The 24275-nt window shown below is 35.7% G+C and carries 33 protein-coding genes; 21 read left to right on the top strand and 12 right to left on the bottom strand.

All coding sequences use genetic code 11. The annotated features are described in order from the left end of the window. Positions 1-11: 11 nt before the first annotated feature. The 12 genes from A6B44_RS09180 to A6B44_RS09125 all read right to left on the bottom strand — a co-directional run bounded on the left by A6B44_RS09180 (position 12) and on the right by A6B44_RS09125 (position 9390). Positions 12-1022, bottom strand: coding sequence for a BRO-N domain-containing protein (locus A6B44_RS09180; protein WP_090920583.1), 1011 nt, complete (start codon positions 1020-1022; stop codon positions 12-14). Between the two features lie 285 nt (positions 1023-1307). After that, complete coding sequence (locus tag A6B44_RS09175; protein WP_090920580.1) at positions 1308-1739, bottom strand: hypothetical protein; 432 nt, start codon at positions 1737-1739, stop codon at positions 1308-1310. Positions 1740-1815: 76 nt separating this feature from the next. Beyond that, positions 1816-3042 carry a coiled-coil domain-containing protein gene (locus A6B44_RS09170; protein WP_246253108.1) on the bottom strand — a complete coding sequence of 409 codons (1227 nt, stop codon included), beginning with the start codon at positions 3040-3042 and terminating at the stop codon, positions 1816-1818. A gap of 111 nt (positions 3043-3153) precedes the next feature. Beyond that, a complete protein-coding gene (locus A6B44_RS09165) occupies positions 3154-3960 on the bottom strand; it encodes a DUF2303 family protein (RefSeq protein ID WP_090920577.1) in 807 nt (268 codons plus the stop codon). 14 nt (positions 3961-3974) lie between these two features. Next, entirely contained in the window at positions 3975-4334 is a 360-nt protein-coding gene (locus A6B44_RS09160) for a YfdP family phage-associated protein (protein WP_090920574.1), read from the bottom strand. Positions 4335-4354: 20 nt separating this feature from the next. After that, positions 4355-4903, bottom strand: coding sequence for a DUF2815 family protein (locus tag A6B44_RS09155; RefSeq protein ID WP_090920572.1), 549 nt, complete (start codon positions 4901-4903; stop codon positions 4355-4357). A 12-nt stretch (positions 4904-4915) separates the two neighbouring features. Beyond that, positions 4916-6121: a DUF2800 domain-containing protein gene (locus A6B44_RS09150; protein WP_090920569.1), complete on the bottom strand. Its 1206-nt coding sequence runs from the start codon at positions 6119-6121 to the stop codon at positions 4916-4918. Continuing rightward, positions 6111-6476 carry a hypothetical protein gene (locus tag A6B44_RS09145; protein WP_090920565.1) on the bottom strand — a complete coding sequence of 122 codons (366 nt, stop codon included), beginning with the start codon at positions 6474-6476 and terminating at the stop codon, positions 6111-6113. Before A6B44_RS09145 ends, A6B44_RS09150 begins: the two co-directional genes overlap by 11 nt. A gap of 63 nt (positions 6477-6539) precedes the next feature. Then, positions 6540-6833, bottom strand: coding sequence for a hypothetical protein (locus A6B44_RS09140; RefSeq protein WP_090920562.1), 294 nt, complete (start codon positions 6831-6833; stop codon positions 6540-6542). Between the two features lie 405 nt (positions 6834-7238). Further along, positions 7239-7787 (bottom strand): hypothetical protein, encoded by a 549-nt coding sequence (locus A6B44_RS09135; RefSeq protein ID WP_090920559.1) that lies wholly within the window; start codon positions 7785-7787, stop codon positions 7239-7241. A gap of 12 nt (positions 7788-7799) precedes the next feature. Then, positions 7800-8726, bottom strand: a complete 927-nt coding sequence (locus A6B44_RS09130) for a hypothetical protein (RefSeq protein WP_090920555.1) — start codon at positions 8724-8726, stop codon at positions 7800-7802. Positions 8727-8778: 52 nt separating this feature from the next. Further along, complete coding sequence (locus A6B44_RS09125; RefSeq protein WP_090920797.1) at positions 8779-9390, bottom strand: LexA family protein; 612 nt, start codon at positions 9388-9390, stop codon at positions 8779-8781. Between the two features lie 192 nt (positions 9391-9582). Between A6B44_RS09125 and A6B44_RS09120 the strand changes: the two genes are divergently transcribed. The 21 genes from A6B44_RS09120 (at position 9583) to A6B44_RS09020 (ending at position 24270) form a co-directional block, all read left to right on the top strand. Next, positions 9583-9804: a transcriptional regulator gene (locus A6B44_RS09120; protein WP_090920552.1), complete on the top strand. Its 222-nt coding sequence runs from the start codon at positions 9583-9585 to the stop codon at positions 9802-9804. A 181-nt stretch (positions 9805-9985) separates the two neighbouring features. Further along, positions 9986-12211 carry a DUF5906 domain-containing protein gene (locus A6B44_RS09115; RefSeq protein ID WP_176673507.1) on the top strand — a complete coding sequence of 742 codons (2226 nt, stop codon included), beginning with the start codon at positions 9986-9988 and terminating at the stop codon, positions 12209-12211. Positions 12212-12547: 336 nt separating this feature from the next. After that, positions 12548-12886 carry an antiterminator Q family protein gene (locus tag A6B44_RS09110; RefSeq protein ID WP_090920546.1) on the top strand — a complete coding sequence of 113 codons (339 nt, stop codon included), beginning with the start codon at positions 12548-12550 and terminating at the stop codon, positions 12884-12886. A gap of 182 nt (positions 12887-13068) precedes the next feature. After that, positions 13069-13305, top strand: coding sequence for an HP1 family phage holin (locus tag A6B44_RS09105; RefSeq protein ID WP_090920543.1), 237 nt, complete (start codon positions 13069-13071; stop codon positions 13303-13305). After that, positions 13292-13831 carry a lysozyme gene (locus tag A6B44_RS09100; protein ID WP_425515412.1) on the top strand — a complete coding sequence of 180 codons (540 nt, stop codon included), beginning with the start codon at positions 13292-13294 and terminating at the stop codon, positions 13829-13831. The genes A6B44_RS09105 and A6B44_RS09100 overlap by 14 nt, the downstream gene beginning before the upstream one ends. Beyond that, positions 13729-14142: a DUF2570 family protein gene (locus tag A6B44_RS09095; RefSeq protein ID WP_090920537.1), complete on the top strand. Its 414-nt coding sequence runs from the start codon at positions 13729-13731 to the stop codon at positions 14140-14142. Before A6B44_RS09100 ends, A6B44_RS09095 begins: the two co-directional genes overlap by 103 nt. Further along, positions 14036-14314: an Rz1-like lysis system protein LysC gene (gene lysC, locus A6B44_RS10990; RefSeq protein WP_425515402.1), complete on the top strand. Its 279-nt coding sequence runs from the start codon at positions 14036-14038 to the stop codon at positions 14312-14314. The genes A6B44_RS09095 and lysC overlap by 107 nt, the downstream gene beginning before the upstream one ends. Further along, positions 14311-14511: a hypothetical protein gene (locus A6B44_RS09085; RefSeq protein ID WP_090923529.1), complete on the top strand. Its 201-nt coding sequence runs from the start codon at positions 14311-14313 to the stop codon at positions 14509-14511. The genes lysC and A6B44_RS09085 overlap by 4 nt, the downstream gene beginning before the upstream one ends. 3 nt (positions 14512-14514) lie before the next feature. Further along, the gene (locus A6B44_RS09080) at positions 14515-14886 is read left to right on the top strand and encodes a hypothetical protein (protein ID WP_090923532.1); all 372 of its coding nucleotides are present in this window, start codon (positions 14515-14517) and stop codon (positions 14884-14886) included. After that, complete coding sequence (locus A6B44_RS09075; RefSeq protein ID WP_090923534.1) at positions 14879-16114, top strand: PBSX family phage terminase large subunit; 1236 nt, start codon at positions 14879-14881, stop codon at positions 16112-16114. The genes A6B44_RS09080 and A6B44_RS09075 overlap by 8 nt, the downstream gene beginning before the upstream one ends. A gap of 14 nt (positions 16115-16128) precedes the next feature. Then, positions 16129-17523 (top strand): DUF4055 domain-containing protein, encoded by a 1395-nt coding sequence (locus tag A6B44_RS09070; protein ID WP_176673505.1) that lies wholly within the window; start codon positions 16129-16131, stop codon positions 17521-17523. Further along, the gene (locus A6B44_RS09065; protein ID WP_090923525.1) at positions 17483-18820 is read left to right on the top strand and encodes a phage minor head protein; all 1338 of its coding nucleotides are present in this window, start codon (positions 17483-17485) and stop codon (positions 18818-18820) included. Before A6B44_RS09070 ends, A6B44_RS09065 begins: the two co-directional genes overlap by 41 nt. After that, on the top strand, positions 18814-19071 hold the full coding sequence (locus A6B44_RS09060; RefSeq protein ID WP_090923527.1) for a colicin immunity domain-containing protein: 258 nt from the start codon (positions 18814-18816) through the stop codon (positions 19069-19071). Before A6B44_RS09065 ends, A6B44_RS09060 begins: the two co-directional genes overlap by 7 nt. A gap of 118 nt (positions 19072-19189) precedes the next feature. Beyond that, positions 19190-19963 (top strand): DUF6651 domain-containing protein, encoded by a 774-nt coding sequence (locus A6B44_RS09055; RefSeq protein WP_176673504.1) that lies wholly within the window; start codon positions 19190-19192, stop codon positions 19961-19963. A gap of 15 nt (positions 19964-19978) precedes the next feature. Continuing rightward, entirely contained in the window at positions 19979-20920 is a 942-nt protein-coding gene (locus tag A6B44_RS09050) for a major capsid protein (protein WP_090923379.1), read from the top strand. Positions 20921-20929: 9 nt separating this feature from the next. Next, positions 20930-21262, top strand: coding sequence for a HeH/LEM domain-containing protein (locus A6B44_RS09045; RefSeq protein WP_090923381.1), 333 nt, complete (start codon positions 20930-20932; stop codon positions 21260-21262). Positions 21263-21353: 91 nt separating this feature from the next. Continuing rightward, positions 21354-21716: a hypothetical protein gene (locus A6B44_RS09040; protein ID WP_090923383.1), complete on the top strand. Its 363-nt coding sequence runs from the start codon at positions 21354-21356 to the stop codon at positions 21714-21716. A gap of 5 nt (positions 21717-21721) precedes the next feature. Next, positions 21722-22147: an HK97-gp10 family putative phage morphogenesis protein gene (locus A6B44_RS09035; RefSeq protein WP_090923385.1), complete on the top strand. Its 426-nt coding sequence runs from the start codon at positions 21722-21724 to the stop codon at positions 22145-22147. Beyond that, the gene (locus A6B44_RS09030) at positions 22144-22494 is read left to right on the top strand and encodes a hypothetical protein (RefSeq protein WP_090923387.1); all 351 of its coding nucleotides are present in this window, start codon (positions 22144-22146) and stop codon (positions 22492-22494) included. The genes A6B44_RS09035 and A6B44_RS09030 overlap by 4 nt, the downstream gene beginning before the upstream one ends. Next, positions 22491-22961, top strand: coding sequence for a phage neck terminator protein (locus tag A6B44_RS09025; protein ID WP_090923395.1), 471 nt, complete (start codon positions 22491-22493; stop codon positions 22959-22961). The genes A6B44_RS09030 and A6B44_RS09025 overlap by 4 nt, the downstream gene beginning before the upstream one ends. After that, a complete protein-coding gene (locus A6B44_RS09020; protein WP_090923397.1) occupies positions 22954-24270 on the top strand; it encodes a DUF3383 family protein in 1317 nt (438 codons plus the stop codon). Before A6B44_RS09025 ends, A6B44_RS09020 begins: the two co-directional genes overlap by 8 nt. The last annotated feature ends 5 nt before the right edge of the window (positions 24271-24275 follow it).

Here is a 24275-nt window from a genome sequence, read left to right as displayed (position 1 = left end):
TTACTCCTTACCTACAGGTTTTTAGGTTGTAATAGTGGTATGTCGAAGCGAGATGGACTGCATTCGCCACTTGCAATTTTCATTCTTTCCGCTAGCTCTTGCATTAATTTTGCCATCATTCGAGTTTCGCCTTTGAGTTGGTCGTAGAGTTCTGCCTCAACAATACTTTTTCCTTCTAGGTTCATAAGGGTAGTAATATTGCAATTGTCGTCGACATTCACAAACCAACGACCCGGATTTAATCCTATCGGCTTTTCTATTACCGTTGGGGATATTTGCACAGGTAAATCAGGTCGTTGGATAGGTAAATTTAGTTGCGGATTTTCTAAGGCTCTTTCCAGTCTTGCTAAGCCAAGTCTAAAGGTATTTCTTCTTGCTTTAGGGTTCATTTGAGCTTCAATTAATCGTAGGGCTTCAATACTAAAGGCATAACTTAAGGTTAGCGTTCGTTTGCCGACAAGATTGGTAACGTAGTGTTGAGCTGTTTGAACCATTCCCTCTTTAAATAGCCTTTTATACTCTCGGTATTTTCGTAATATTGCATCTGATTTTGTATATCCAAATGCACAAGCTAATTCTCTTGCAGTAAAATAGGCTTGCCCGTTAATTTTTATCGGGTGAACGATCACCCCTCCTACATTTAATTTTTTTGGAATATTAATCGGTTTTGTTTGGGTATGGGATTTTGGTTGTTGTATTGAATAGTTTCCCGTTTTTCTAATTGTTGGTAATACTTCTTCAAATACCCAATCTTGAAACTCTACAGCTTCTTTTTTGTTAGATCTGAAAATTACTCGGTATAAGTTTGCTTCGTTAATAAAAGTAATTTCATTCTTTCTATTAAGAGAATCGACACTATACATTTTATGTATACCGTCTTCTTTCATATTGAAACGACTAGGGTTTGCGTTACGTATTTCTAAAATATTAGCCACATCGGTTAAACAAAATAATGGTTGATTATTTTTAGTTTCTACACGAACTTGATTAGATTTGAAATTGAATTGAGTTAAATTTGACATTTTTTAATACCTTGCGTTTTAGTTAGTAATTCGATCACTTTAGTAGGGTGATCGGGCTTCAACTACCAACGCAAGCTGGCGGAACTTATTCCCCAAAGGGTATTTTATTAGGTTCTCTAAACCCGATCATAGATCGTTACTATGCTAAATTTTAGGCATAAAAAAACCGCTATGCTGTCGGGTGCGGATAACCGCTTGCGTTAAATAGTGCGGTTATAATAATCCGAAAGGGAGCGGTTTGTCAAATAAAAAAGCTCACTGAATTGTGAGCTTTTGTTTTAGGTATTACTTGCCAATAAAATCTAGAATTTGTGTTTCTAAAAGTCCTGTAGAGTTACACTCAACTGGGTAAGTCGCTCCATCACTCATACGAGCCTTTTTACTAAACTTGGCATTTACGGTAACCGTAATTGGCTGTGTTTTCTCAACAAAAGTATTTAATTTCCCCACTGAGGATGCATCAAGTGCAAAAGGGATCACCTTACACGAGGCTATGGTATGGTCAAAAGTACCCACATCCGCGACGATGATACCACTAGCTTTCTCAATACTTTTAATATCAATATTATTAAGTGCATAAAACTTTGTGATCTTAGTCCACACTTCATTAAATGACTGAGTATATTGTCTAGATTTATCAAACTGATATTCTTTAGGAGGTACTATACATCCTACCAATCCAAGACTTAATAAACCAACTGCTAATAATTTCTTCATAAAAAAACTCCTTTGGTAAAATAAAGCTCTATTCTACCGAGAAAATAGATTATTTTCTGTGATCTGTTTCACGGTTTTAGAGGTCAGTACGCTTAGATAATTCACTTAATCCCTTGTCTATTCTCTTTCCTACTCCGTCAATAATAGTTTCTAGTGGCGTGCTATTGATTTCTTTATCAAATACTTTTGTTGGTTTTGAACCTAAATTATCGACAGCGATTTGTAATAGTTCGTGTTGTAACTCAGGATCTTGTTCTTGGATTTGCTTTTTATACCCTTCAAATGCCATTGCTGATGAATATTTGTAGGCATAATCTTCACGCAATCTGAATAGGTAAGAGTATTCTTTTGCTTTTAGCCACGCAAGTACTAAAAGTGGTAATGATATCGCTGATTTTGCAAAAAAATGTATCCAGTTAAATGTATTTTCCGTTGGGTTGAAACTTGTTTCAAATCCCCAGCAGGAGATTCCCGCAGTAAGTAGTAGAGAACCTATTAAAACACCATTCGCCCATTGCATTTTTGCGTTAATATTGTCGGCTTGCTTTTTAAAAGAACCAGCCATACTTGCTCGATTTGCATCTTCAATAATTTCTTGAATATCATCTTTTTGTTTTTTAAATAGAGTAATCATTTCTTCGATCTCCTTTTTGTATTTTTCTATTTTAGGCTTGTCAGCTTCGGCTGATGATGCCATTGTTGCAATTAAGGATAATTTATGTTTTGCCGTTTGGTCATATTCTATAAAATCTTTATAGATAGGCTGTAATTCATCAAACCATTCTTGGATTGTTTCTGCTTGCTCTTCACTTTCTTCGTAGTTAGTTTGAAGTGTTTTAAGTGATTTTTTTAGGCTTTCAAAGGTTTCTTGATCTTGTTTTAATCGAGTTTCTAGCTTGGTATGTTGTTGAAGATTTTCCTTTATTTTTTCAAGGTCACTAGATAACGCACTCAATTCTTCTTCGCTTCTTAATTCTCCTTTAACTTCTAATAAATAGATTTGTTTTATTATTGCTTTTAGTTCAACAAGATAACGAATAAATCTAAGTTCAATAAAATCATTCCATTCACGTTGCTTAGCAAGTCTATTGAGCTTTTTAAGTAAATTCAATGATGTTCTCTTGGTATAAATAATTTCAAGAGTATTTTTACTTAATTCAATTTTTGCGAGTAGTGGATATAGTTCATTGATTTCTTTTTCAATCGCATTGAGAGAAAATGTTTCAAGGAAAAGATGATTATCTTGAAATTCGTTTTTAATATGATTTTTTAATTTGGTAAGTTCTGCTTTTACAGTTTTCATAATGATTTCCCATAATTTTGTGGATATATTATGATCTTAATTTTTAGCAAGGTATTGTCAATAATTAATTTTATTTTCATAAAAAGCCCTCGCGAGAGGGCATATACTATTTTAAATACTAATACTTCCAATATTAACTTTTATACCAGTTTCTTTTAACGCTTCTGTTAATTTATCGGCAAACTCTTGTGCAATAGCTTCGTTGATTTGCTCTTCTTTAGCTAAGCGAACCACGAGTGTTGGGCTATCGCCACCTGTTAATACAGACAAACGCAATACAAAATCACGAGCGTTTAAACTATTGTATGGGGTAGTGTGGAATACAAAGTATTTAGGAAGCTCCAATTTGCTTTTTGCTTCAACGCTTTCCATTGCTGATTTTTTCGCTGCGAAATCACTGACTTCGTGCTCTTCATTACGAGCATAATCTAACGTCATTTTTCGAATTGCTTGAACTGCTTTTGTAACCCCCATTGGCTTATCGTCTTCTGAGTATGCCTCCAAGTGTTCACTCCAGTCTTCCAGCCATTCTGAAAAATCCTTTTGGTTGTGCTTCACACCTGTGAAGTTACATATGGCTTGATATGCAGCTGTTTTTTGCATCACCAAAACCGCTCGGTTTTTAGCGTGTAATGGGTTAGCTGTATCACCAAAATCGAAAACAATCTCAGCACCTAAACGTTCCGCGTTAATAAAGCATTGTGCGTTTGCTGATGGCATTTGTTTAGCATAATTAATGCAGCTATGAAAATTCTCTGTTACAAATCTGGCACGGAATTGATTGCGGTGTAGGTTATGTTTTTCAAGCGAATGGATTTCCATATTGTTAGGTAAAATTGCGATAGGAAAATCGCTGTTTTCTACTTTAACACTTGATAAGGCTAAATCTTTAATTTGTTGAATACTTGTTTTTTCCATTTTTAATGCTCCTATTAATTTACTTTATAAACAACTGTTGGGTTTTCACTATCGCGTTGATATAGTGCATTATCCACTTTTTCAGGTGTAACGCTGAGCTTACCGCCTTTATGTACGTACATCGGTGTAGCCGTTGTATCTTCTTCTGAAGATTTACCGCGTTTGGTTGGTTTGGCGTACGTGAGTTTGTGTGAGATTTGAACCTGTGGGTTATCACTGTCCATTTTCTTCACTTTAAATTCAAGGGTGACCTTACCCTCTTTATTATGATTAACTACACCAAGTGCTACGTCAGAAAGAGCCGCTGCTATCTTTTGTTCAAAAATACCCGCATCAAGCTCCCCCATAAAATCGTAAATATTTGTTTTATCCATTTTTATTTCCTCTTAATTAGTTACACTAAATCAGTGTCGTTTTCATCGACACCTAAGTCCTCGAAATCATCTTCGCTAGCAACACCGCCACCGGCAAACGCATCGCCATCACGGAAGAATTGAACACCCATTAATGACGCATTAATACGTTTACCGTATTTATTATCTTGAGCCCAGATGTCGATAACGGCATTTACATAGCAACCGCCGTATGGCTTACCGTCTGCTTGGATAAGCTCTGTTTTGTCTCTATCCAAAATTTTAGGTTTTGCGGAGTTACTCGCCGAAACATACATCTTGCCATCGAAACCGTCGTACTCAGCTTTTTCAGCACCATCGTGCAAACAAACAGCGTTTCGCGTGCGAATACCTTTTAGTATCGCTTCCGCTTTATCAGCCCATTTGTCTTTTGCGACTTGATTAATAGCGTTTTCAATGGCTTTAGCATTAGCGCTATTTTTTTCTAATAGAAACGTAGCACTAAAACGTGGGTCTCCCTCGCCATTAATTGTTTTCGCTTGAAACAATGCAGGGAATGCTAAACGTACATCTTTTAATTTTACTTTCATTGGTTTTTCCTTTTATGGTTGGTTTAAATTGTCGAAGTCATCAGCGACTTCATTGATAACTAATGCAGGTCTTTTATCCGTTTCAGGAACAACTGAAGGAGAACCTTCGGCTTGCGTGATAAAGTCCTGTAGTCTTGCGATTTTTTTTGGTGCATTTTTAAAGAGTTTGTTTGCGACGGTTGGTGTGATAAGTTTTTTCGTGTAAATATCGCTAACTTTTGCAAGTTTTCGCAATTCTTGTTCAACACGTTCTTCGTCAGTCCACTTTCTTGCACCCTTACGTCCTGCAACGAGTTTGTACCCCGGTATATCGTTTCCACTTAATAATTCGGATGTTGCTCGAGTTCTTACCGCTTTTGTAAAACCGTCGATTAAATCTAACTGGGGGAGTAGTTTTGCAATGTGTGAGTTATCACAGGTTGCAAGCTTATTGATACCTGCACTTAAATCTATCTCTTCATCAAGATTAACAAAATCATCTGCAACTAAATCCGCTACGTGTTGTGCTAATGCTTTGCAATGTGCTTTAGCTTTGCAGAATTTGCAGGTTTTATCTTTTGGGTTGAAATCTTGCTCTTTTAATTCTCCTGAATCGTAAATAGCAATGACTTGCGCGGCTTTCTGTTTTGCTTTTTCTCCAAATTTAAGCAACTCTTCAATTGAGATAACCCATTCTGATATTGAATTAAGTCGTACCTGGTGTGTTACCATTCGAACTTGTTTAATATCAAAACCGAATTGATAGAGTGCATACGCTCCCAATGCGTACATTTGTAATTGCTCATTGTCTTTAGCATCTACTTTTACACCCATTCCGTATTTTAGGTCGTGGACTTGTATTTCATCATTTGAAATAATTAAAGCATCCACGGTTCCGAATACGTCTTTTTGCTCAATATAAGGCGAAATATCTACCTTTTCTTCTATATGTAAAATCGCCCCTTGTGCTGCAGACCTGATTTCTTGAATATAGGTTGAAATGTAATCCACCATATCCTGGTCTACTTCAACAAAGCCCTCTTCTATAATTTTCCCTAGAAAATCCGCAGGTGCTTTGTTTTCTGTTAAACATATTTCAGCTAACGCGTGGGCGGTTGTTCCCTCAACCGCAGCATCCGATGTGGTATTTTCAAATTGAGACTCAAGAAGTAACGAACCTTGGCAATTTAACCATCTATGCGCACCACTTGGAGAAAGTAGTGCGTGTTTAGTCGGCATTGGTTACCTCTTCTTTTAACTTCAGCAATTTATTAAAATACTGTTCAATATCAGAATCCGATACATCCGTTAGTTTTTTTACATTGAACTCCGCCAACAATGAAACAACGCTTTCTCGATTTATTTTAGCCACGCTAACAGTTAGCTCGGCGGCTTTTTGGCGGAGAGAAACTAAATCCACTTTATCGGTAGCTTGTGCCTTAGCTTCCTCCTTAGCTTGTGCCTTAACTTGTGCCTTAGCTTCTTTTTTTACTTTTTTCGGTATCTCAATACCTTTTTCAAATAGACTCTGCAGTATTTCACTCAGCTTATTTACTGCTGCAGTATTTTCTTGTAATGTTTGCTCCAACGACATTATTATTCTCCTGTTTTTTAGGTATAAAAAAGCCCGCGATTAAGCGGGCGGTGATTATGATGATTAAATTAAATCTCTATGACCACAACAACGTTTTTGTTTCGCAGTTGCGGTTGGAATATGTGCCTGTTTGTAGCTTTTCTTGGGTAGCGCTACGTCTCTGATAGCTTTTTTAGCGGATACCATCGAAAGTACACTATCCACTTTACTTGGTTTTTCTACCGCTTTTTGCCATACGTTTTCTATCTTACGAGATTTTTGGAACATTCTCGCTTTGCGACCCGCTTTACCTTTTAAGCGTATATCTTTTTTATTAGAAAACTTAGTAGCACTTCTTTTTATGATAACTTTTGCCATAGGTTTTTCTCCTAGTTAACTATTACCTTTATTCACTTATAAAAAATAAATAAGGGTAATAGCTTGATACGTGCTTGCCTCAGCCTCTCTCGTACACGTTTACGAACCTAACACGTAGGCTATAGAGAGTTATTCAGGTTTTTAAAGAGCAATTTGTTTTATGTGACAAATGATATCTTAAAGATATTATTTATGTCAATATCTTTTTGATATCTTTTTGAGCCTAAAATACTATTTTTTAGATACCATATTGATTTATAAAGAAATCTTTTTTTGCGAATTTTTGAAAATGTGAGTTAGATCACGTTTTTTAGATATATAAGCGGTAGCTTTGGGTGAGAAATTTGCAAAAAAAATAGCTACTAAGGGAATGTTAGTAGCTAATAATGAGATTTTTTAGTATCTTTAAGTTCTTGCAAAAAATATTATATTAAGCCTTTTTAGAGTCATTAAAAGTGTTAATAGCATCTGTAGTAGGAAGAAAATAATTACTGGAGTATAAAAGTATCTTACAAGATCAATACCATTACCGTTTATAGTTATTTTATAAGTAAACTGCTGTAATTCATTAACCTGTAAAAAATTCAGTATTAAGCAAAAAACAACCAAAATAATACCTGAAAGTATTGTATATGATATATTGCTAAATAATTCAGCAAGTACCTTTCTTTTGAGATTACTTATATTATCTTCATTCTTCTCTATATTGTCGTAAGTGCTATAAACAAGTATTAAAACACTGACAAGAAGTGAAACTATAATAGATGAAAAACTGATAATTAATGATGTAATATCTTTTGTCATTCCTATTTCATAAAAAGAAAAAGTTACTGATATGAATATTGGAAGTACAAAAAAAGTAAGAATATCTATTTTAGATAGCTTTCCCTTATTATCCGTCAAAGTACAAAAATGCTCTTTGATGATATATAGAATATTTATTTTTGCACTCATTTTTAATCTCCACTATTCCATAAGGAATATAAAATCTTTAATTAATTGTTTTGCTAATATTTGCATAGATTCGAATGTAGGCATATTCTTTTCCATTTCAATGTCATTGTCAATCTCTATTTCATAAGAGCGTCTTCCAGTTCCTTTTGGATGGTAAACTGAAAAAGTTCTATAATTCCCATTCATTTCTACTTCAACTTTAATCCCTTTTGTTTCTGGAGCAACTTCCTGAATTAAAGAATATTTTTGACTCTTCTTATCAAACAATTCTTTAAACTTACCCAAAGAACCGTTTCTCTGTGGTTTTATTGATAATTCAACCTCATTCCCTTCAGAAAGTGCTTTCAACGCATCCGCTGAATCAGAAAACTTTGATACTTGTTCATATCCTATTACTTTTAAATCCTTTACATTTGCATCTTGCCAAGCGTCTACCGCCTTTTTATGAGCAAATGGGAATATTTGGAGTGTCAGTTTCGTTCTATCTTTGAAAAATTTTTTAAATTCTGAATCAAATAGTGTTTTAGCTCCACCATAACGATAGTTATGAATAAACATTAATGCAGTCGTGGTATCTTTTGGAATATGAAAATGAATATAAAATTTATTAATTAAGGCATTTTGTTGTGTTTTTTGAAAACTAATTTTACCTGTATCAATGTCTATTATATCGTTTTCTGTACCATAATCACCAATCTCAATCCAACAGTACACGTCCGTTTCAGGCTCAGAGTTGATATTAGAAAACCTGTATACTTGTTTAGATTCTTTATATTTTTCGAAGTTTTGAGATCTACTATTAATAAATTCAATCAGAATATTATATAGACTATCATCTTTAATATTAGTTAATTTATGATACCCACCTGTTTTCTTCCTCTTTATTTGTTGTATATTTTTATCAAAACAACGTAATGCGTATGGTGAAATCGAATGCATATATTTTCCTTCTTTTCTAAATTACATTAAGCGGTACGATGTATCACTTTTTTTACAAATAACTTCTATGTTCAACGGCTACGCCGATGATTCTTATATCTTGTTTTAGTGAGCTCAACGTTGGAAAAACACTATTTAAAGGTACTAACTCAAAATGTGGATTACCACTTTCTGATAATTCCCCGAGTTGCTTATACATTTTGAATGTAGCTTCACCAGAACCGTTAACTGCGGCAACATAGTTACCTGGCTGAGGCACTCTTCCAGTATCAATTAATACTAAATCACCCTCGCTAAATTTAGTCTCCATAGAACGCCCTGAAATACGTAAGAAAAAGGACTCTCCTTTAGTAGCCGTTTCACTATCAAGCATTTCATAGCCCTCACTGTCTTGTAAATCGTAAGTACTTGTAAAAGCTCCTGCTTGAACTGCACTTATTAATGGGTAAGAAAATGATTTTTTAACACAATGTGCTTTTGCATTTACGTCATAGTCAGAGTGATCTTGATCTAACCAACCCTTTGGTTTATTCATTCCTTTTTCAAGTTTTGAGGCAATTTTATCTCCAATTCCCTTAGGTTTACCATTTTGAATTATATTTTTATTTTTTATCTGTCTTAAATAATTTGCAGTAACATTAGTTCGTTTTTCTAGCGTTGGCATTCCCCCCGCTTCTTCTATTAATAATAAAAGATTGTTGTAACGAATCTCTTTTATAGTTTTCATACCTTTTCTCCTCTACATTAAGCATTTTATTATCAAAATGATATCGAATAAAGAACATAAAAGATATTGATTTTTGATACTTAAAATGCTATCTTTTTGATATCAAAAAACAATTAAATAGGTATTTTTATGACTTTAAAAGATTATTTAAACAATAAAGGAAGAGGAAGTTTAGCGGGTTTCGCTAAAGCATTAAATGTTAAATCTTCTAATTTATCATTTTGGGTAAGCAATACTAGACAAGTCCCAGCTGAGTATTGCCCTGAAATCGAAAAATTAACAAAGGGTCAAGTGCGATGTGAAGAGCTTCGTCCTGATATTGATTGGTCTGTACTTCGTAATAGTAAATAAGGATTAATCTATGGCTGATAAAATTTATGGGGCATCATCTGAAGAATGGCAGCATTTTGTCGATCTCGGTTTAGGTCAAGATTTATTACCTGTCGTTTCTGATCCAAATATAAAAATATCTCCTAGAAGCAGAATTACTTCAAAGGGAAAATTACCTTCTACTATTAATAACAATGGTTTTATGGTGGGACTTACTAATTGGACGAATAGAACTATTACAGATTCAGATATCAAAGGGTGGAAAACAGATCATCGCTTAGGGATTTGTATTCGTTTAGGCAATGAATACTGTATAAATAAACATATTCGCGTAAGTGATGAAAAAACAAACGAAACAAGTTTAAAAAACGATCCTACCATAATATGTGAACAGCCACTCACATATTATGGTAATAGTTCAAATAATCCACTATTTGACAAAAGTACACAAAGATACCTCGTTGCATTAGATGTCGATAGTGAAAACCTAAAAGATGTTGAAAATGTAGCAAATACTTTACAATCTTATTTTGGCATTATCCCGCCAAAGCGTTTTCGTTCAAACTCTAATAAGTGCTTATTTATGTTTGCGATTGAAGATGAGCAATTACCGAAACGTATTATGCGATTAGCTGATGGCGGTATGATTGAGTTCTTAGCAAAAGGTCAGCAATTTGTTGCCGTAGGTACGCATCCAAGTGGTGTGCGATATGAATGGGAGGGAGGATTACCAACGAATATTCCTACCATTTCATTAAACGAATTCAATAACTTCTGGGAAACGCTACCCTTGATTCTTGATGTCGTTGATGAATCTTCACAATCACTTTCTAAAAACCGTGATTTGTCTCAAGGCGATAGCTTATCTTCTGATGAAGTCGCCGAGTTCTTAGACAATAACTGCGAAGTATTCGGTATTGGCAATCGCGGTGAGCGTTTTATTCGTTGTCCGTTTGAGAGTGAGCATTCTAGCGATAGCGGTAATGAAACCTCTACAGCTTACTTTCCTGCGGAAACGGGTGGTTTTGAAATGGGGCATTTCAAATGCCAACACGCGCATTGTGCTAGTCGTTCTGATAATGATTTTTTAGATGCAATAGGTTTCTATGATGATATGTTTGACGAAATCCCGGCAGATACAGAAAACCCCGCCAATGATTGGGTGGCGGAGTTCGTTCGGCGTTATGTTTATGTCGCAGAAAATGACCGTGTACTTGATTTAGAGCATCCGCACCATTCATATATGCCTAAGCTTTCTGAGTTCAAAAACTATACTGCTAATATAACAATTATGAAAGCGGTAAGCAAGAATAAGTTAGAGCCTGTTCCAGTCTGGAAAGAGTGGCTTTCAAACCATAAACGCCAATCGGTTATTAGTACTGTTTATCTTCCTGGCCAAGATATGTTTATTGAAGAACAAGGCGGTGCAAGATATTTCAATACATTCCATTTTCCAAAATTGAATAAAGTAAGTTCTAAAGATAAATTGCATTTCTTTTTAGAGCATATTGAGTATTTAATCCCTAACGCAGATGAACGTAAACATTTCTTACAATGGATGGCATCTCTTAGACAACATCCTGAACGCCGCAATAAAGTCACTAATATGTTGGTTTCAGTTCCCCACGGAACGGGGCGTGGTTGGGTTGTCGAGTTATTACAAATAGTATTGGGTAAATGGAATTGTACGAAATGCAAAATGGGTGATTTGGTCGATGGCCAATTCAACGGTTTTATGTATCGCTCTATTTTATGTTGTGTTGAAGAAGTAAAAGAGCGTAACGATCGCTTTGCGATTAGCGATAAAGTACGAGATACACTGACGGAGAAAGATTTGGAAGTAAATATAAAATACGGTGCAAAGAAAACCATTCCTGTTTATACAAATTTCTTTTTTATGACAAATCACAGGGATGCGTTAGTGCTTCGAGAAGAAGACAGGCGTATCAATGCCTTTGATGGACCCGATAAAGCTAAATCAAAGGACTATTATGATAATTTATATAACTTACTGGAAGATAGTACATTTATTGACGAGGTGTATTCTTACTTAATTACACTCGATTTATCAGACTATCGTTGGACACATTCCTTTGATACCCCGGCACGTCGCAATATGATTGAGTTCAATCGCTCTGATATCGAAGTCGCTTTTTTAGATTTCTTAGAAAAGCCTCCTGTTGGTGTGATGACTCTTAAGCAAATCACAGACTTTTTAAATAATTCTAATGATGATTTGTTTATTGATGAATCACAGTTAGTGAAGTTATTACAGCACCACGTGGGCGACCAAAGACGTTTAAAGTATAAGGGTAAAATGCTTCGTCCTTGGGTTTTGTGTGATGAGCTTAAAAATGTAGAAAATGATATTTATCGTTTACATATAGAAAAAGCGGAACACTTATTAGAAGGCGACAGCAACCTGTAACAACCATAAATCTCGTGTCGCCATTAATTTATATAAAAATCAACAAGTTATATGGTGCGAGGAGACACCAAGTAAAAACAAGTGTCGCCTTGTTAACTTTAATAAAATCAATATGTTATATGTATTTTAGTACTAAAGGAGACAGGAGACACTAAAAAAAGATTTATAAAAATATAGATTAGTTAAATAAATGAGTATTTATGTATTTTTATATTTTTCTATTTATATAGAAAGTTTTTAATGAAGGTGTCGCCGTCGCAAAATTTCATAAAAGCATTGCAAATACTGGGTTTAATGAGGAGACACGTAGGTGTCTCCCTGTCATAAGGATAAAAAATGAAAAAAGATGAATTGAAAGCCAGATTGATTAATTGGGGAAGATGGTCCAGAGAAGTAGAGATACACACTGGATATCCCAGTTTATCCGCTTTTTTGAATACTTCGGATATGTGCATACCCTCTAGTGTAACGGGTACCGAAAAAGAAATACTCGAAGTGGAAAAAGCCGTGTGCAAGCTGAAACAATTTGATGAACTAGGTTATGAAGTGATTAAAACTTATTACATAAATAATATCTCCTTGAATAAAATTTCTAAGGATATTAAACGCTCTAAAGGGTATGTTCATACTGTGTTTAGAGGTGCTGAGATGTTTATTCACGGTTTTTTATCATAAAAAAATTTGACAATGGGTAGCCCAGTAAGGTATATTTATCCCATAAGATGTCGAAAACACATCTTAAAGAAAAGTTAAAGAATTTTATAACCTCGAATGTAGCGATACATTTGAGGTTTTTTTGTATCTAAAATTTATGGGCTCACTTTTTAAGTGGGCTTTTTTTATGGAGAGATTATGGGATGTATAAAAACGTAGTGAAAGATATTCCAATCACATCTCAATTGTCTGCTTGGGCTACTGCCATATTTGGATATTTTACTCTCGGCGAATGGGCGGTTTTAATTGGGATGATTATAACCGTTGCTGGATATTTTAGAGAATCAAGATATAAAAAAAGAATGTTATATCTTGAAGAAATAAGAACGGGAGTAAGAGACAAACACGGGAGACTGATTAATGAAGATGAGAAGCCATAAGTTAGCTGCGGGGTGTAGTGTTCTTGCCGTTATTGGGATACTTGTATCTAAATATCCGGATGAGATCCGAACTACACAGCAAGGTCTTGAAATTATAGGACAAGCAGAGGGTTGTAGAAAATACCCTTATAAATGTCCTGCGGGAGTGCTTACTGTTGGGATTGGTTCAACAGAAGCCGGCGGAGATTTAATTAAACGTAAAGTTTACACACACGAAGAGATAGCGGACAGATGGGTAAAAGACATTCACAAAGCCGAAGAGTGTGTAAATAGATTTGCTAATGGTGATAATTTACCGCAGGGTGCTTTTGAAGCTGCGACATCAATCACGTTTAATGTTGGTTGTGGCACGATGAAGAAATCTACTCTATTTAAGTATGCTCGAGCTGGAAAAATCAAAGCTATGTGCAATGAGTTTACGAAATGGAAGTACAGCAATGGTCGAGTATTAAATGGCTTGGTTATTCGTCGAGAGAAAGAGAAACAACTATGTTTAGCAGGATACAGTTCACAATCAGGGCAGTAATCGCAGTGCTAGTTTTGGGATTGTGTAGTGGGTTATGGGTTCAATATCAGATGAATTTGAAATTAAGTGCCAAAGTCCAAGCTCAATCCCAGCTTATCATTAAGCAAGAAGAAGCAAATCAAGAGTTAGTTAGAAACTTAAAACTAGAAAGAGATGCTGTTACTAGCTATCAACAAGCTGTTACATCGTTAAGAGAAAAAGCAAATGAAACAAAAAAAAATATTAAGCAAACTCTTCAAAATGAAAAGTGTGCTAATACCTTTTTGCCTAGCGATATTTCTAAGCAGTTGCAGTCAATCAGTAGTAACTAAAGTAGAGAAAGTAAGAGTACCGATTGCTTATCTAGTTGAGTGTAAGCAAACAGTGTTTAATGGCAAGACTTATGGTGATGTTATTAGGTTTTTAATCACAGTGATTGAAGAGCGTGACATCTGTGCTAAACAGATTAATTTAATTAAAGAGTGGCAAGGAGAATCAGAATGATTGATTTAGAAATTGGAAAAACAGTAAAACTACGTAATGGTAAGTATGCTCAAGTTATTTTTCAAAGTAAATTTGGAAAGTGGTTATTGGCAGAAACAGGTGAAAATGCAGAAGAGCCTCCAGTTACTCACTGGCACAATAATGATGGTTCTTTTTACGCAGACATTGAGAGCGAATTAGATGTAACTGGAGTATAAGTTATGGCAAGACCTAAAAAAAAATTAGATGAAAAGCAAATAGCACAAGTAGAAGCTCTTGCTAGTGTTTTAACTTTAGAGCAAATAGCAGATTACTTCGGTATAGCTAGAAACACTTTTACTGCGATTTGCGAAAGACAGCCAGAAGTTTTTGAACATTATAAAAAAGGGAAAAATAAGGCTATTGCAAGTGTGGCTCATAATTTAATAAGACAAGCACAAGATGGCAATACTACTGCTGCAATATTTTATTTAAAAACACAAGCAGGCTGGAAAGAAAGTCAAGTTATCGATCACACTTCTAGCGATAATTCAATACGTAATCCAACAGTTATTAAATTAGTTGCTCCTGATTTTGAGGAAAAGAATGAATGATGAAACACTTATTAGACTTCCACCAAAATTAATACCTGTATTTGCCACGCCAAGCAGATATAAAGGGGCTTATGGCGGACGAGGTTCTGCTAAAACAAGATCGTTCGCAAAAATGACCGCTGTTTATGCTTATATGAGAGTACAAAGTGGCGATAGTGGTGTAATTCTCTGCGGTCGTGAGTTTATGAATTCACTAGAGGAAAGTTCATTAGAAGAGGTTAAAGAAGCGATAAGGTCAGAGCCTTTTTTAAATAACTTTTTTGAAATTGGCGATAAATACATCAAAACAAAGTGTGGTTCTGTTCGTTATGTGTTTGCAGGATTACGTCATAATTTAGACAGTATTAAGTCTAAAGCTAAAATACTACTTGCTTGGGTTGATGAAGCTGAGTCAGTAAGCGAGGTGGCTTGGTCTAAATTAATTCCGACAGTTCGTGAAAACAATTCTGAAATTTGGGTAACGTGGAATCCTGAGCAAAGAGAGTCTGCTACTGATAATAGATTTAGAGTTAATCCTCCTGATGACGCTCTAATCGTTGAAATGAATTACACAGATAACCCTTGGTTCCCTGATGTGTTAGAACAAGAGCGATTGTCTGATAAGAAACGTTTAGACGATGCTACATACAGATGGATTTGGGAAGGTGCTTATAGAGAGCATTCGGATGCTCAAATATTCAATGGCAAGTACCAAGAATTAGAGTTCACAGCAAAAGAAGATTTTGCTGGACCTTACCACGGTCTTGACTTTGGGTTTTCTCAAGATCCAACGGCTGGTATTAAGTGTTGGGTGTTTAATAATAATCTTTATATTGAATACGAGGGCGGAAAAGTGGGCTTAGAGCTGGACGATACGCCTAAATATCTAGTAGATAGAATACCTGATATTGAAAGGCATATCATTCGAGCTGATTCGGCACGTCCTGAAAGCATTAGTCATTTAAAACGCAAAGGATTAGCGAGAATTATAGGTGCTAAAAAATGGAAAGGTAGCGTTGAAGATGGTATTGAACATATCAAGTCATATAACAAAGTTTATATACACCCACGTTGTGTAGAGACATTAAAAGAATTTCGTTTATACAGTTATAAGACAGACCGTTTAACTGGTGATGTGCTACCGATAATAATTGATAAGCATAATCACTATATAGATGCTCTTCGTTACGCTCTAAATCCTTTAATTAAGAGAAAAGGAGGATTAACACAAGTTGAGTCTCCAATTTAAAATGAGGAATAAAAATGACTTCATCAGTTGCAAAAAAGACAAAAGAAATAACGTTGTTGCACGAACAAATTCAGATTATAGATGATTTGCTCGGCGGAACTCGAACAATGCGAGCGAAAGGCGAAACACATTTGCCGAAATTTAAGCGCGAAGAAGATGATGATTATAAAAAACGATTACAGAAAGCAACATTATATCCAACATTAGCTGAGACTATTAAACAAATGACAGGACGAGTATTTTTCGATCCTATTTCTACTGAAAACGTACAAGAAAAAATAAAAAGCGAGATATTGCCGAATATTGATTTGTTAGGCAATGATCTGAATGTATTTGCAATGGAATGGTTTAAATCAGCACTATCTTATGGCATTAGCTTTGTGTTGGTTGATTATCCTGTTAATGACAACGTTAAAACACGCTCGGACGAAAAGAAAAATGGGGTTAGACCTTATCTCGTACATATTCCACCTCACAATGTACTTGGCTTCAAAACAGCGGTTATAAACGGCGTTCTATCGCTTTCTCAGTTTAGATACAAAGAAATCTCAACTGTTGATAGTGATGAGTTTTCATCAGAAACAAAAGAACTGATTGTTGTTTATGAAATTGGAAGAGTTAGAAAATACGAAGATGTTGATGGTGAATATAAATTAGTTGACGAAATAACGCCAAAAGCAAGCGGCAAGTCATTAAATGCAATTCCTATAGTTCCTTTGATTACTAATAAAAAAGGTTTTATGAATGCAGAGCCACCATTGATGGAATTAGCTTATTTAAACATCAAGCACTGGCAATCACAATCAGATCAAGACAATATATTAAATACTGCTAGAGTTCCACTGTTGTGGGCTTCAGGTGTTACTGTTTCTGACGATGTCGAGATTGGGAAAAGTCTAATACTACTTCCTGAAAATGGAAAAATTGGTTACATAGAGCATTCTGGTGCAGCGATTTCATCAGGACAAGGAAGTCTAAAAGAGCTTGAAGAGCAGATGAAAGTTGCAGGTGCTAAGTTACTGACTAAAACAGCTTTAGCAATGACAGATAGTCAAGCTAAAGACGAGCAAGGAAAGGAAATTAGTCAGTTAAAAGCAATGGCTAACACTTTAGAAGATAGTTTAGACCAAGCATTAGATTTTGTCTCAATGTGGCTCAATATTCCGCAAGATAACGCTGTAGAAATAACGGGTAATATTGATGATGATTTAGATCCAAACGCTTCAATGGATACTGTAATTAAGTTACAAACAAGCGGTTCACTTTCAACACGCACGACTTTTGAAGAAGCCAAAAGACGTGGCTTGATTAGTGAAGAAAGAACTTGGGAAGATGAGCAAGAAAGGCTGAATAGCGAGGGTTTAAGTGATGGCTTCACAGAAGAGAACAATCGAGCAGAAGATAATTGAAGATCTTGTTGACCATCAAATTCTCCACTTCAGATATGATGCTCATCTTAGAAAAATGGCTCGTAAAAATTTAAACATTCTCCAAGACAATATCATTAAAAGATTGTTGCTCGCTGATGTTAAAAATCTGCGAAAAAGGGAGCTAAACAAGTTTATAAATGAAGTTAAAAAATTAATTAATGATAAATATCAAGAAATTAGAATAGAGCAAGAAACAGAGCTTTTAGAGTTCTTGCGTGTTGAACACAATAATCTTGTAGAAGTTTACAATAATTACATTGATGATGACTTATTAAAGCCAATGAGCGATGATAAGTTAAATTCGTTAGATGAGGCTCTCTTAATAAGTGGTGTTGCAATAGGCGATTGGTGGGTCAAACAAAGCAATGATTATTTTCGTAGATTTCAAGGGACACTAAGACAAGGAGCTTTTAACAACAGTGATATTGAAAGCATCATCAGTGATTTCAAATCATTAGCTAAGTCACAGCTTAGAAACGCAGAAACATTGATAGTCACATCTGTTGGCAAGGTGTCTGATGCAGCTCATTACGCACTAAAAGAAGTTGGTAAGAAAATATTTCTTGGTGAAGAACACGTGTCTGTATTAGATGGCAGAACATCAACATCTTGTCAGGTGAGAGATGGTAAACGTTGGGACTTGGATAAGAAACCAATAGGACATTCAGTGCCTTATGCTCGTCCTCCTCTTCATCCTCGTTGTCGCTCTAGATTGCGTTTAATATTTAAATGCAAATTGTTAAATGGTAACTCTAAAAGAATAACGTATGAGGATTGGCTAGAAGGTAAAACCAAATCTCAACAAGATGAGATTTTAGGCAAAGGAAAAGCTGATTTATGGCGTAGAAACGTCATTACTTTTAGTGATATGTTAGATCAGACAGGGCGACCTTTGACACTAACAGAATTAAAGCGTAAATTTAATCCGCATTTTATAGAGCCTGTTGTTGATACTAAAGCATTAAAAGGAGCAAGGTTTCAAAGTAGTCAATTAAAGCGCAAGTTTAATAAACACGCAAAACATTTGGGAATTGATACAACAAGAAATAATTCAGTAACACAAAAAGAGTTTCAGAATAAAATCGTTGATTTTATGAATAGTCCTAATATAATTCAGAAAGGAGTGTATAAAAACAGCAATAACAAAGTTTGGTATGATCCAAAAACAAAGGTAGTTGTTGTTTTTGGTAAAGATAATAGTTTTCTAACTGTGTTGCAGTTAGTAGAGGGAGAAACACAATATACCAAATATCTTAAAGAGGATTTTATATGGTAGTAACACCATTAATACAATTTGCGATTGATTTTGATAAAGGCAAAGTATCTGCATTTGATTTTTCTGATAAGTACCTTGATATGTGGGATAGCGATGATAGAGGGCTTGGTCAAAATGACAAAGATACGTGGGAAACTGCTGCCAAAATCAGAACAGCGTGCGATGATTATTATCCAGGTGATGATTATGAAATTAACGAAGATGAATTTAGACAGCTAGTTAGAGAATATCTAGCAGAAATCAATCATTAGAATTTAAACAATTTAAAATTAACCGACCGTTTACATAGAGATATGTAAGCGGTTTTTTTATGTCTGAAATCAGAAGGTTTTAGGCGAATGTTTGGAAAAACCAAAAGGAAACTAAAGTATGTGGAAATTAAAATTAGACGAAAACGGCAACGTAGTATTAGAAGACGGAAAGCCAGTTTATTTAAAAGAAGATGGAAGCGAGATTGCTTTCGATGCGTTTCGAGCCTCAGCAAAAATTGCTCAGTTGAATGGTGAAGCAAAAGGACATCGTGAGGCAAAAGATGCGTTAGAAAAACAACTCAAAGCGTTTGAAGGGATTACAGACCCTGAAAAGGCAAAAGAAGCGCTGCAGAAGTTAGGTGATTTAGATGCCAAAAAATTAATTGATTCAGGTGAGGTTGAAAAAGTTAAGGCTGAAATGGCTAAAACATATCAAACACAACTTGACGAAGCGAATGCAGAAGCAGAAAAACTTAAACAACAACTTTATGATGAGAAGATTGGCGGTTCGTTTGCTAGAAGTAAGTTTATTGCAGAAAACCTAGCAATTCCTACTGATGTAGCACAAGCATTCTTTGGTCGTCATTTTCAAATTAAAGATGGCAAAGTGGTTGCAACAGATGGTCAAGGTAATGAACTGTATTCACGCAAGCCTGAAACAGCAGGTAGCTTAGCCGACTTTGAAGAGTCACTGGCTATTTTAGTTGATAGCTATCCAAACAAAGACAGTATTTTAAAAAGCTCTGGAATGAGCGGTGCAGGTGCTAACCCTTCTGTTAGTGGTAATGGTGGAAGCCAAACGAATTTAAAACGTTCAAAAATGAGTGCAGAAGAAAAGCATAAGTTTGTTGAAGAAAACGGACACGCAGCTTTTCTAAAACTTGATAAATAATTTAAGGAGCTATAAATGGCAACAACAGTAAATAGTGATGTAATCATCTATAACCAAGATGTTCAAACTGGATATCTTGAGCAAATGCAAGATAATCTTGCAACTTTCAACAAAGCAAGTAATGGCGCGTTAGTCCTCGAAGATAAAAATATTCTAGGCGATTTTTCTCACGATGCTTTTTACAAAATTGGTGGTTCAATCAAACATCGTGACGTCAACTCTAATGCAGCAGCAGAAGGCAACAAGATTGATATGGGCGAAAAGGTAGGGGTTAAAGTGCCTTTTATGTATGGTCCATACGAAATGACCAAAGAAGCGATGAAGCGTCGCGGACGCAGCCCTGAAGAGTTTTCTCAGGTAGTTGGTCGTGATTATGCTGACGCTTTAATAGAAGGGTACTTTAACTACGCTACAGCCTCATTAGATGGTGCAATCGGGTCTAATAGCCAAATGCAAACTAGCGGTTCAATCAGTGTAGATGGTAAAAAAGTGATGACTAAAGGCTTTCGTGCTTTTGGTGATAAATTTAACCGAGTAGGTTTGTGGTTAATGGATAGTGAAACGTGGTTTGATTTTATTGATCAAGCTATTGCTGAAAAAATCTATGAAGAGGCAGGTGTGGTCATCTATGGCGGAATGCCAGGTACTTTAAACGTTCCTGTTTTAGTTACCGACCAAGCAAAACAAAGAACAATCTATGGCTTACAGCCTGGTGCAGTGAAAATCACCAATTCTCAACTGCCAGAAGTTGCTGCATACAACATCAACGACAGAACAAACTTATCTATTGGTGTTCGTGCTGAGGGGACATTCAACATTGATGTTCTTGGGTACTCTTACAATGACAAAGAAGCAGGTTCTAACCCTGATATAGAAACATTAGGAGCAACTGCATCTTGGAAGAAATATGCATCAAGCAATAAGAACACTGCTGGTGTAATTATCACATTAACTTAGGAGGAATGAATGCATTTAATTTATTCAAGTAATGGTCGCAAGATTGATGGTTTAGATGGGCACTATCGCAGTGCCTCTCACTTTGAGGAAGCTAGAAAAAATGCGAAAAAAGTCACGATTTATGGTGATTATCCTTTAATAGTTGAGGCTTATAAAAATCTTGGCATTGAAGCGGTCGTCATCAATAATTCTGAAACCAATGTTTTTAGCAAAATGAAAGTTGCAGAACTGAAAGCTCTCTTAGGTGAAAAAGGTATTGCATATGGCTCTGATGCTAAAAAAGATGAGTTAATTGCTTTGCTAGAAAATGCGGAGAACAACAATGACGGATCTAACGACTAGTTATTTTTGTTGTGTTAGTTGATTAATTGCCACCCCAAAAGACTTGGCGCTAAGGGGTGGTGTTATTAAATGTAGCTTAAAGAGGGGTTAAATGGATAATCTCAGTTTAATAGAATTGCTTGATTTATTATGCCCAGCAGTATCTAGTGTCGAAACTGATAAAAAGGAGCAAGCTCTTACTTTCGCTGTTAAAAAAGTGAAAGTCAATTTGTCGGAAGACGAAAAAAGAGAAGCGCAAGTTTATTATGCTGGGTATCTTCTAACTAATCAGAAGCGAACGCAATCAATAGATAGTATTCCTATTGGCGTTACAAGAGAAGAAGAGGGGGACTTATCTAGAAGTTATGGCGACAATGGCGTAGGAATCGATCTTTATGGATATTTAGCTGCTTATCAGAATATCATTGATTCAGCTAAACAAACCATCACAATGGTGCCTATGTCACGGAGCTAAACGAAATGAATAAGTTGAAGCAGATAGAGCGACAAATGCGGAATTTGTCTAAAGTTAAGATAAAGGTTGGTATTCTTCCAGAGTCTGGCGAGTACAGCAGTGGTATTAGTGTTGCTCAAGTTGCTATTTTTAATGAATTTGGCACATCAAAAGCGCCTCCTCGTCCCTTTATGCGACAAACCTTAGGAACATCTAAAGATAAATTAACAAAGTATCAGAGAAAAATGTTAAAACAACTTCAAAATGAAAGTTTAGACATTAACTCTATTACAGAAAACATTGGGCGAACATATGTTAGGTATGTGAAAAATGAGATTTCAGAAGGAAATTTTGTTGAAAACGCACCTGCAACAATACGTAAGAAAGGACACGGTAGACCTTTAATCGACACAAGAAAAATGTATCGTTCTATTAACTGGAGTAAGTTATGACTTTTAGAAAAAAGTATGTAGTTAAAAAGGCTAAAAAGAACGGCTCTTTTGTTGATGGCGTTTGGCAAGATATCGCTTCTGAAGAAAAAATTGAGGTAATGGCAAGCGTTCAGCCTGCAACGCAAAGCGATTACGATGCTATGGAGTTGCGTAGTGATGGTGCAGTTGTTGAGCGAGCGATCCGCATTTACACCAGAGAGAATTTAAAGCAAGCAGGAAATGATGGTTCTAACTCTGCTGATGGTGATGTGCTGATATATGATGATTGTGAATTTTTAATTCGTGATAAATCTAGTTGGCAGTCAGGCATTATTCCACATTATCGTTATTTGGCGGTTAAGATATGAAAAAATCACTTTATAAAGTATTAGAGGCAGCGACAAGCAAGCCTCTTTTTTTTGCGTATCAATCAGGAGTTAAACTCCCTCCTAAGCCTTATATAACTATTCACATTTTAAGTGCTGATACAAGTTTGCCAAGTCACAAGCAAGTATTAGGCGAAAATGGAGAGCGTTTAATTGAGTCGCATCGACAAGCAATTGTACAGATAGATTGTTATGGAAATGACAGCTATCAAATACTTGATGAATTTGTACAGCAATTACAAACAGAAGAAGTTCTTTCTATTTGTGAATCTTTAAACGTATCAATAAGTAATTTTGGTGGCATTCAGCAGATGCCAGAGACTATCAACAGCGTTGATTGGGAAAGCCGATCAACTTTAACAATTCACTTTAATTATGTGACAAGTGTGATGGAGACACTTCATATTATTGAGAAAGTGGAAATTAATCAGGAGTATAAAAATGGCTAATTTAGACCGTTTAGTAAGTGTTCAGATTAGTTTGAACACAACAGGAATTAGCGTTCCTAGTTTTAGTGACATAATTATTGTTGCGCCTCATTCGCTATCTAACACTCGTATGATGGCAATTACAGGAGCTGATCAGCTTTTAGATTTAGGATTGTCGTCTGACACTAAATTATATAAAGCAGCGGCATCTACATTCTCACAAATTCCTCACGTTGACAAAGTTTATATTGGTCGCCAAGCGGCAAATGAAACAGAAATCAAAGTGACTAGAGCAGTTACAGGTGATTATACAGTTACTGTTGGCGATGAATCAGTAACGCAGAACGCAACATCATCAAGCACGCTTAATTCAATTTCTACAGGATTAGCTACTAAATTAGCTGCACTTTCAAATGTTACAAGTGCTACAGCTAGCGATGGTGTAATAACTGTTCAGTGCGATAGCAAGATTGGAGTTAAAGGCAAGCTGTCGATTGGTGAAAGTACAAGCACAGAAAATTGGGCTGAGTGCTTAACTGCAATTAAAGATGAAGGCGGCTCTTGGTATGGTGTGGCAATCACTTCTCGTGAAAAATCAGATGTTATTGCAGTAGCTGAATGGGTTGAGGCTAATGGTAAGTTATTCGTAACAGCATCTAGCGACAAACATATTGTAGATGGTGGCAAGACGGATGATATCGGCTCTATTCTTAAAGATCGACAATTTTTCCGAACAGCCGTTCATTATGATCCGCAAGCAGATAGTGAATTTACTGATATTGCAGCAATGGCTAAATTATTTACATATTATCCAGGCTCTGCAACGTGGGCAAATAAGCGTTTGGCTGGAGTTACCGCAGACTATCTGAAAGAGGGTGAGGCGATTGTTGCGCACGGTAAAAATGTGAATACATTTGAAATGTTTAACGGTCAATTTGCCCTAACGCAATTAGGAAAAGTAGCAGCTGGTGAATGGATTGATATTATCCGCTTCCGTGATTGGTTAGAGGCGACAATGCAATCTGATGTGGCGTTTACGATTATTAATGCTGATGGAAAAGTCCCATACACAGATGCAGGGATTGAAATGATAGCTGCCTCAATGCAACAGTCATTAGACTTAGGTATAAGACGTGGTGGAATTGCTCCAGATGAGTTAGATGAAGAAGGCAAAGTTATTCCGTCTTATATCATTAACAAGCCACTTGCTTCATCAATTAGTTCTAACCGTAAAGCTAGTCGTTTCTTACAAAATATGACTTGGATTGCACGTTTAGCAGGTGCTATCCACTTAACTGAAATCAAAGGCTCGTTAGCATACGAACTATAAGGAGT

It is taken from the genome of Pasteurella skyensis, from assembly GCF_013377295.1.
Lineage (GTDB): Bacteria > Pseudomonadota > Gammaproteobacteria > Enterobacterales > Pasteurellaceae > Phocoenobacter > Phocoenobacter skyensis.
Note: the sequence above shows the minus strand (reverse complement) of the source record. Positions and strands in the feature narration are given on the sequence as shown.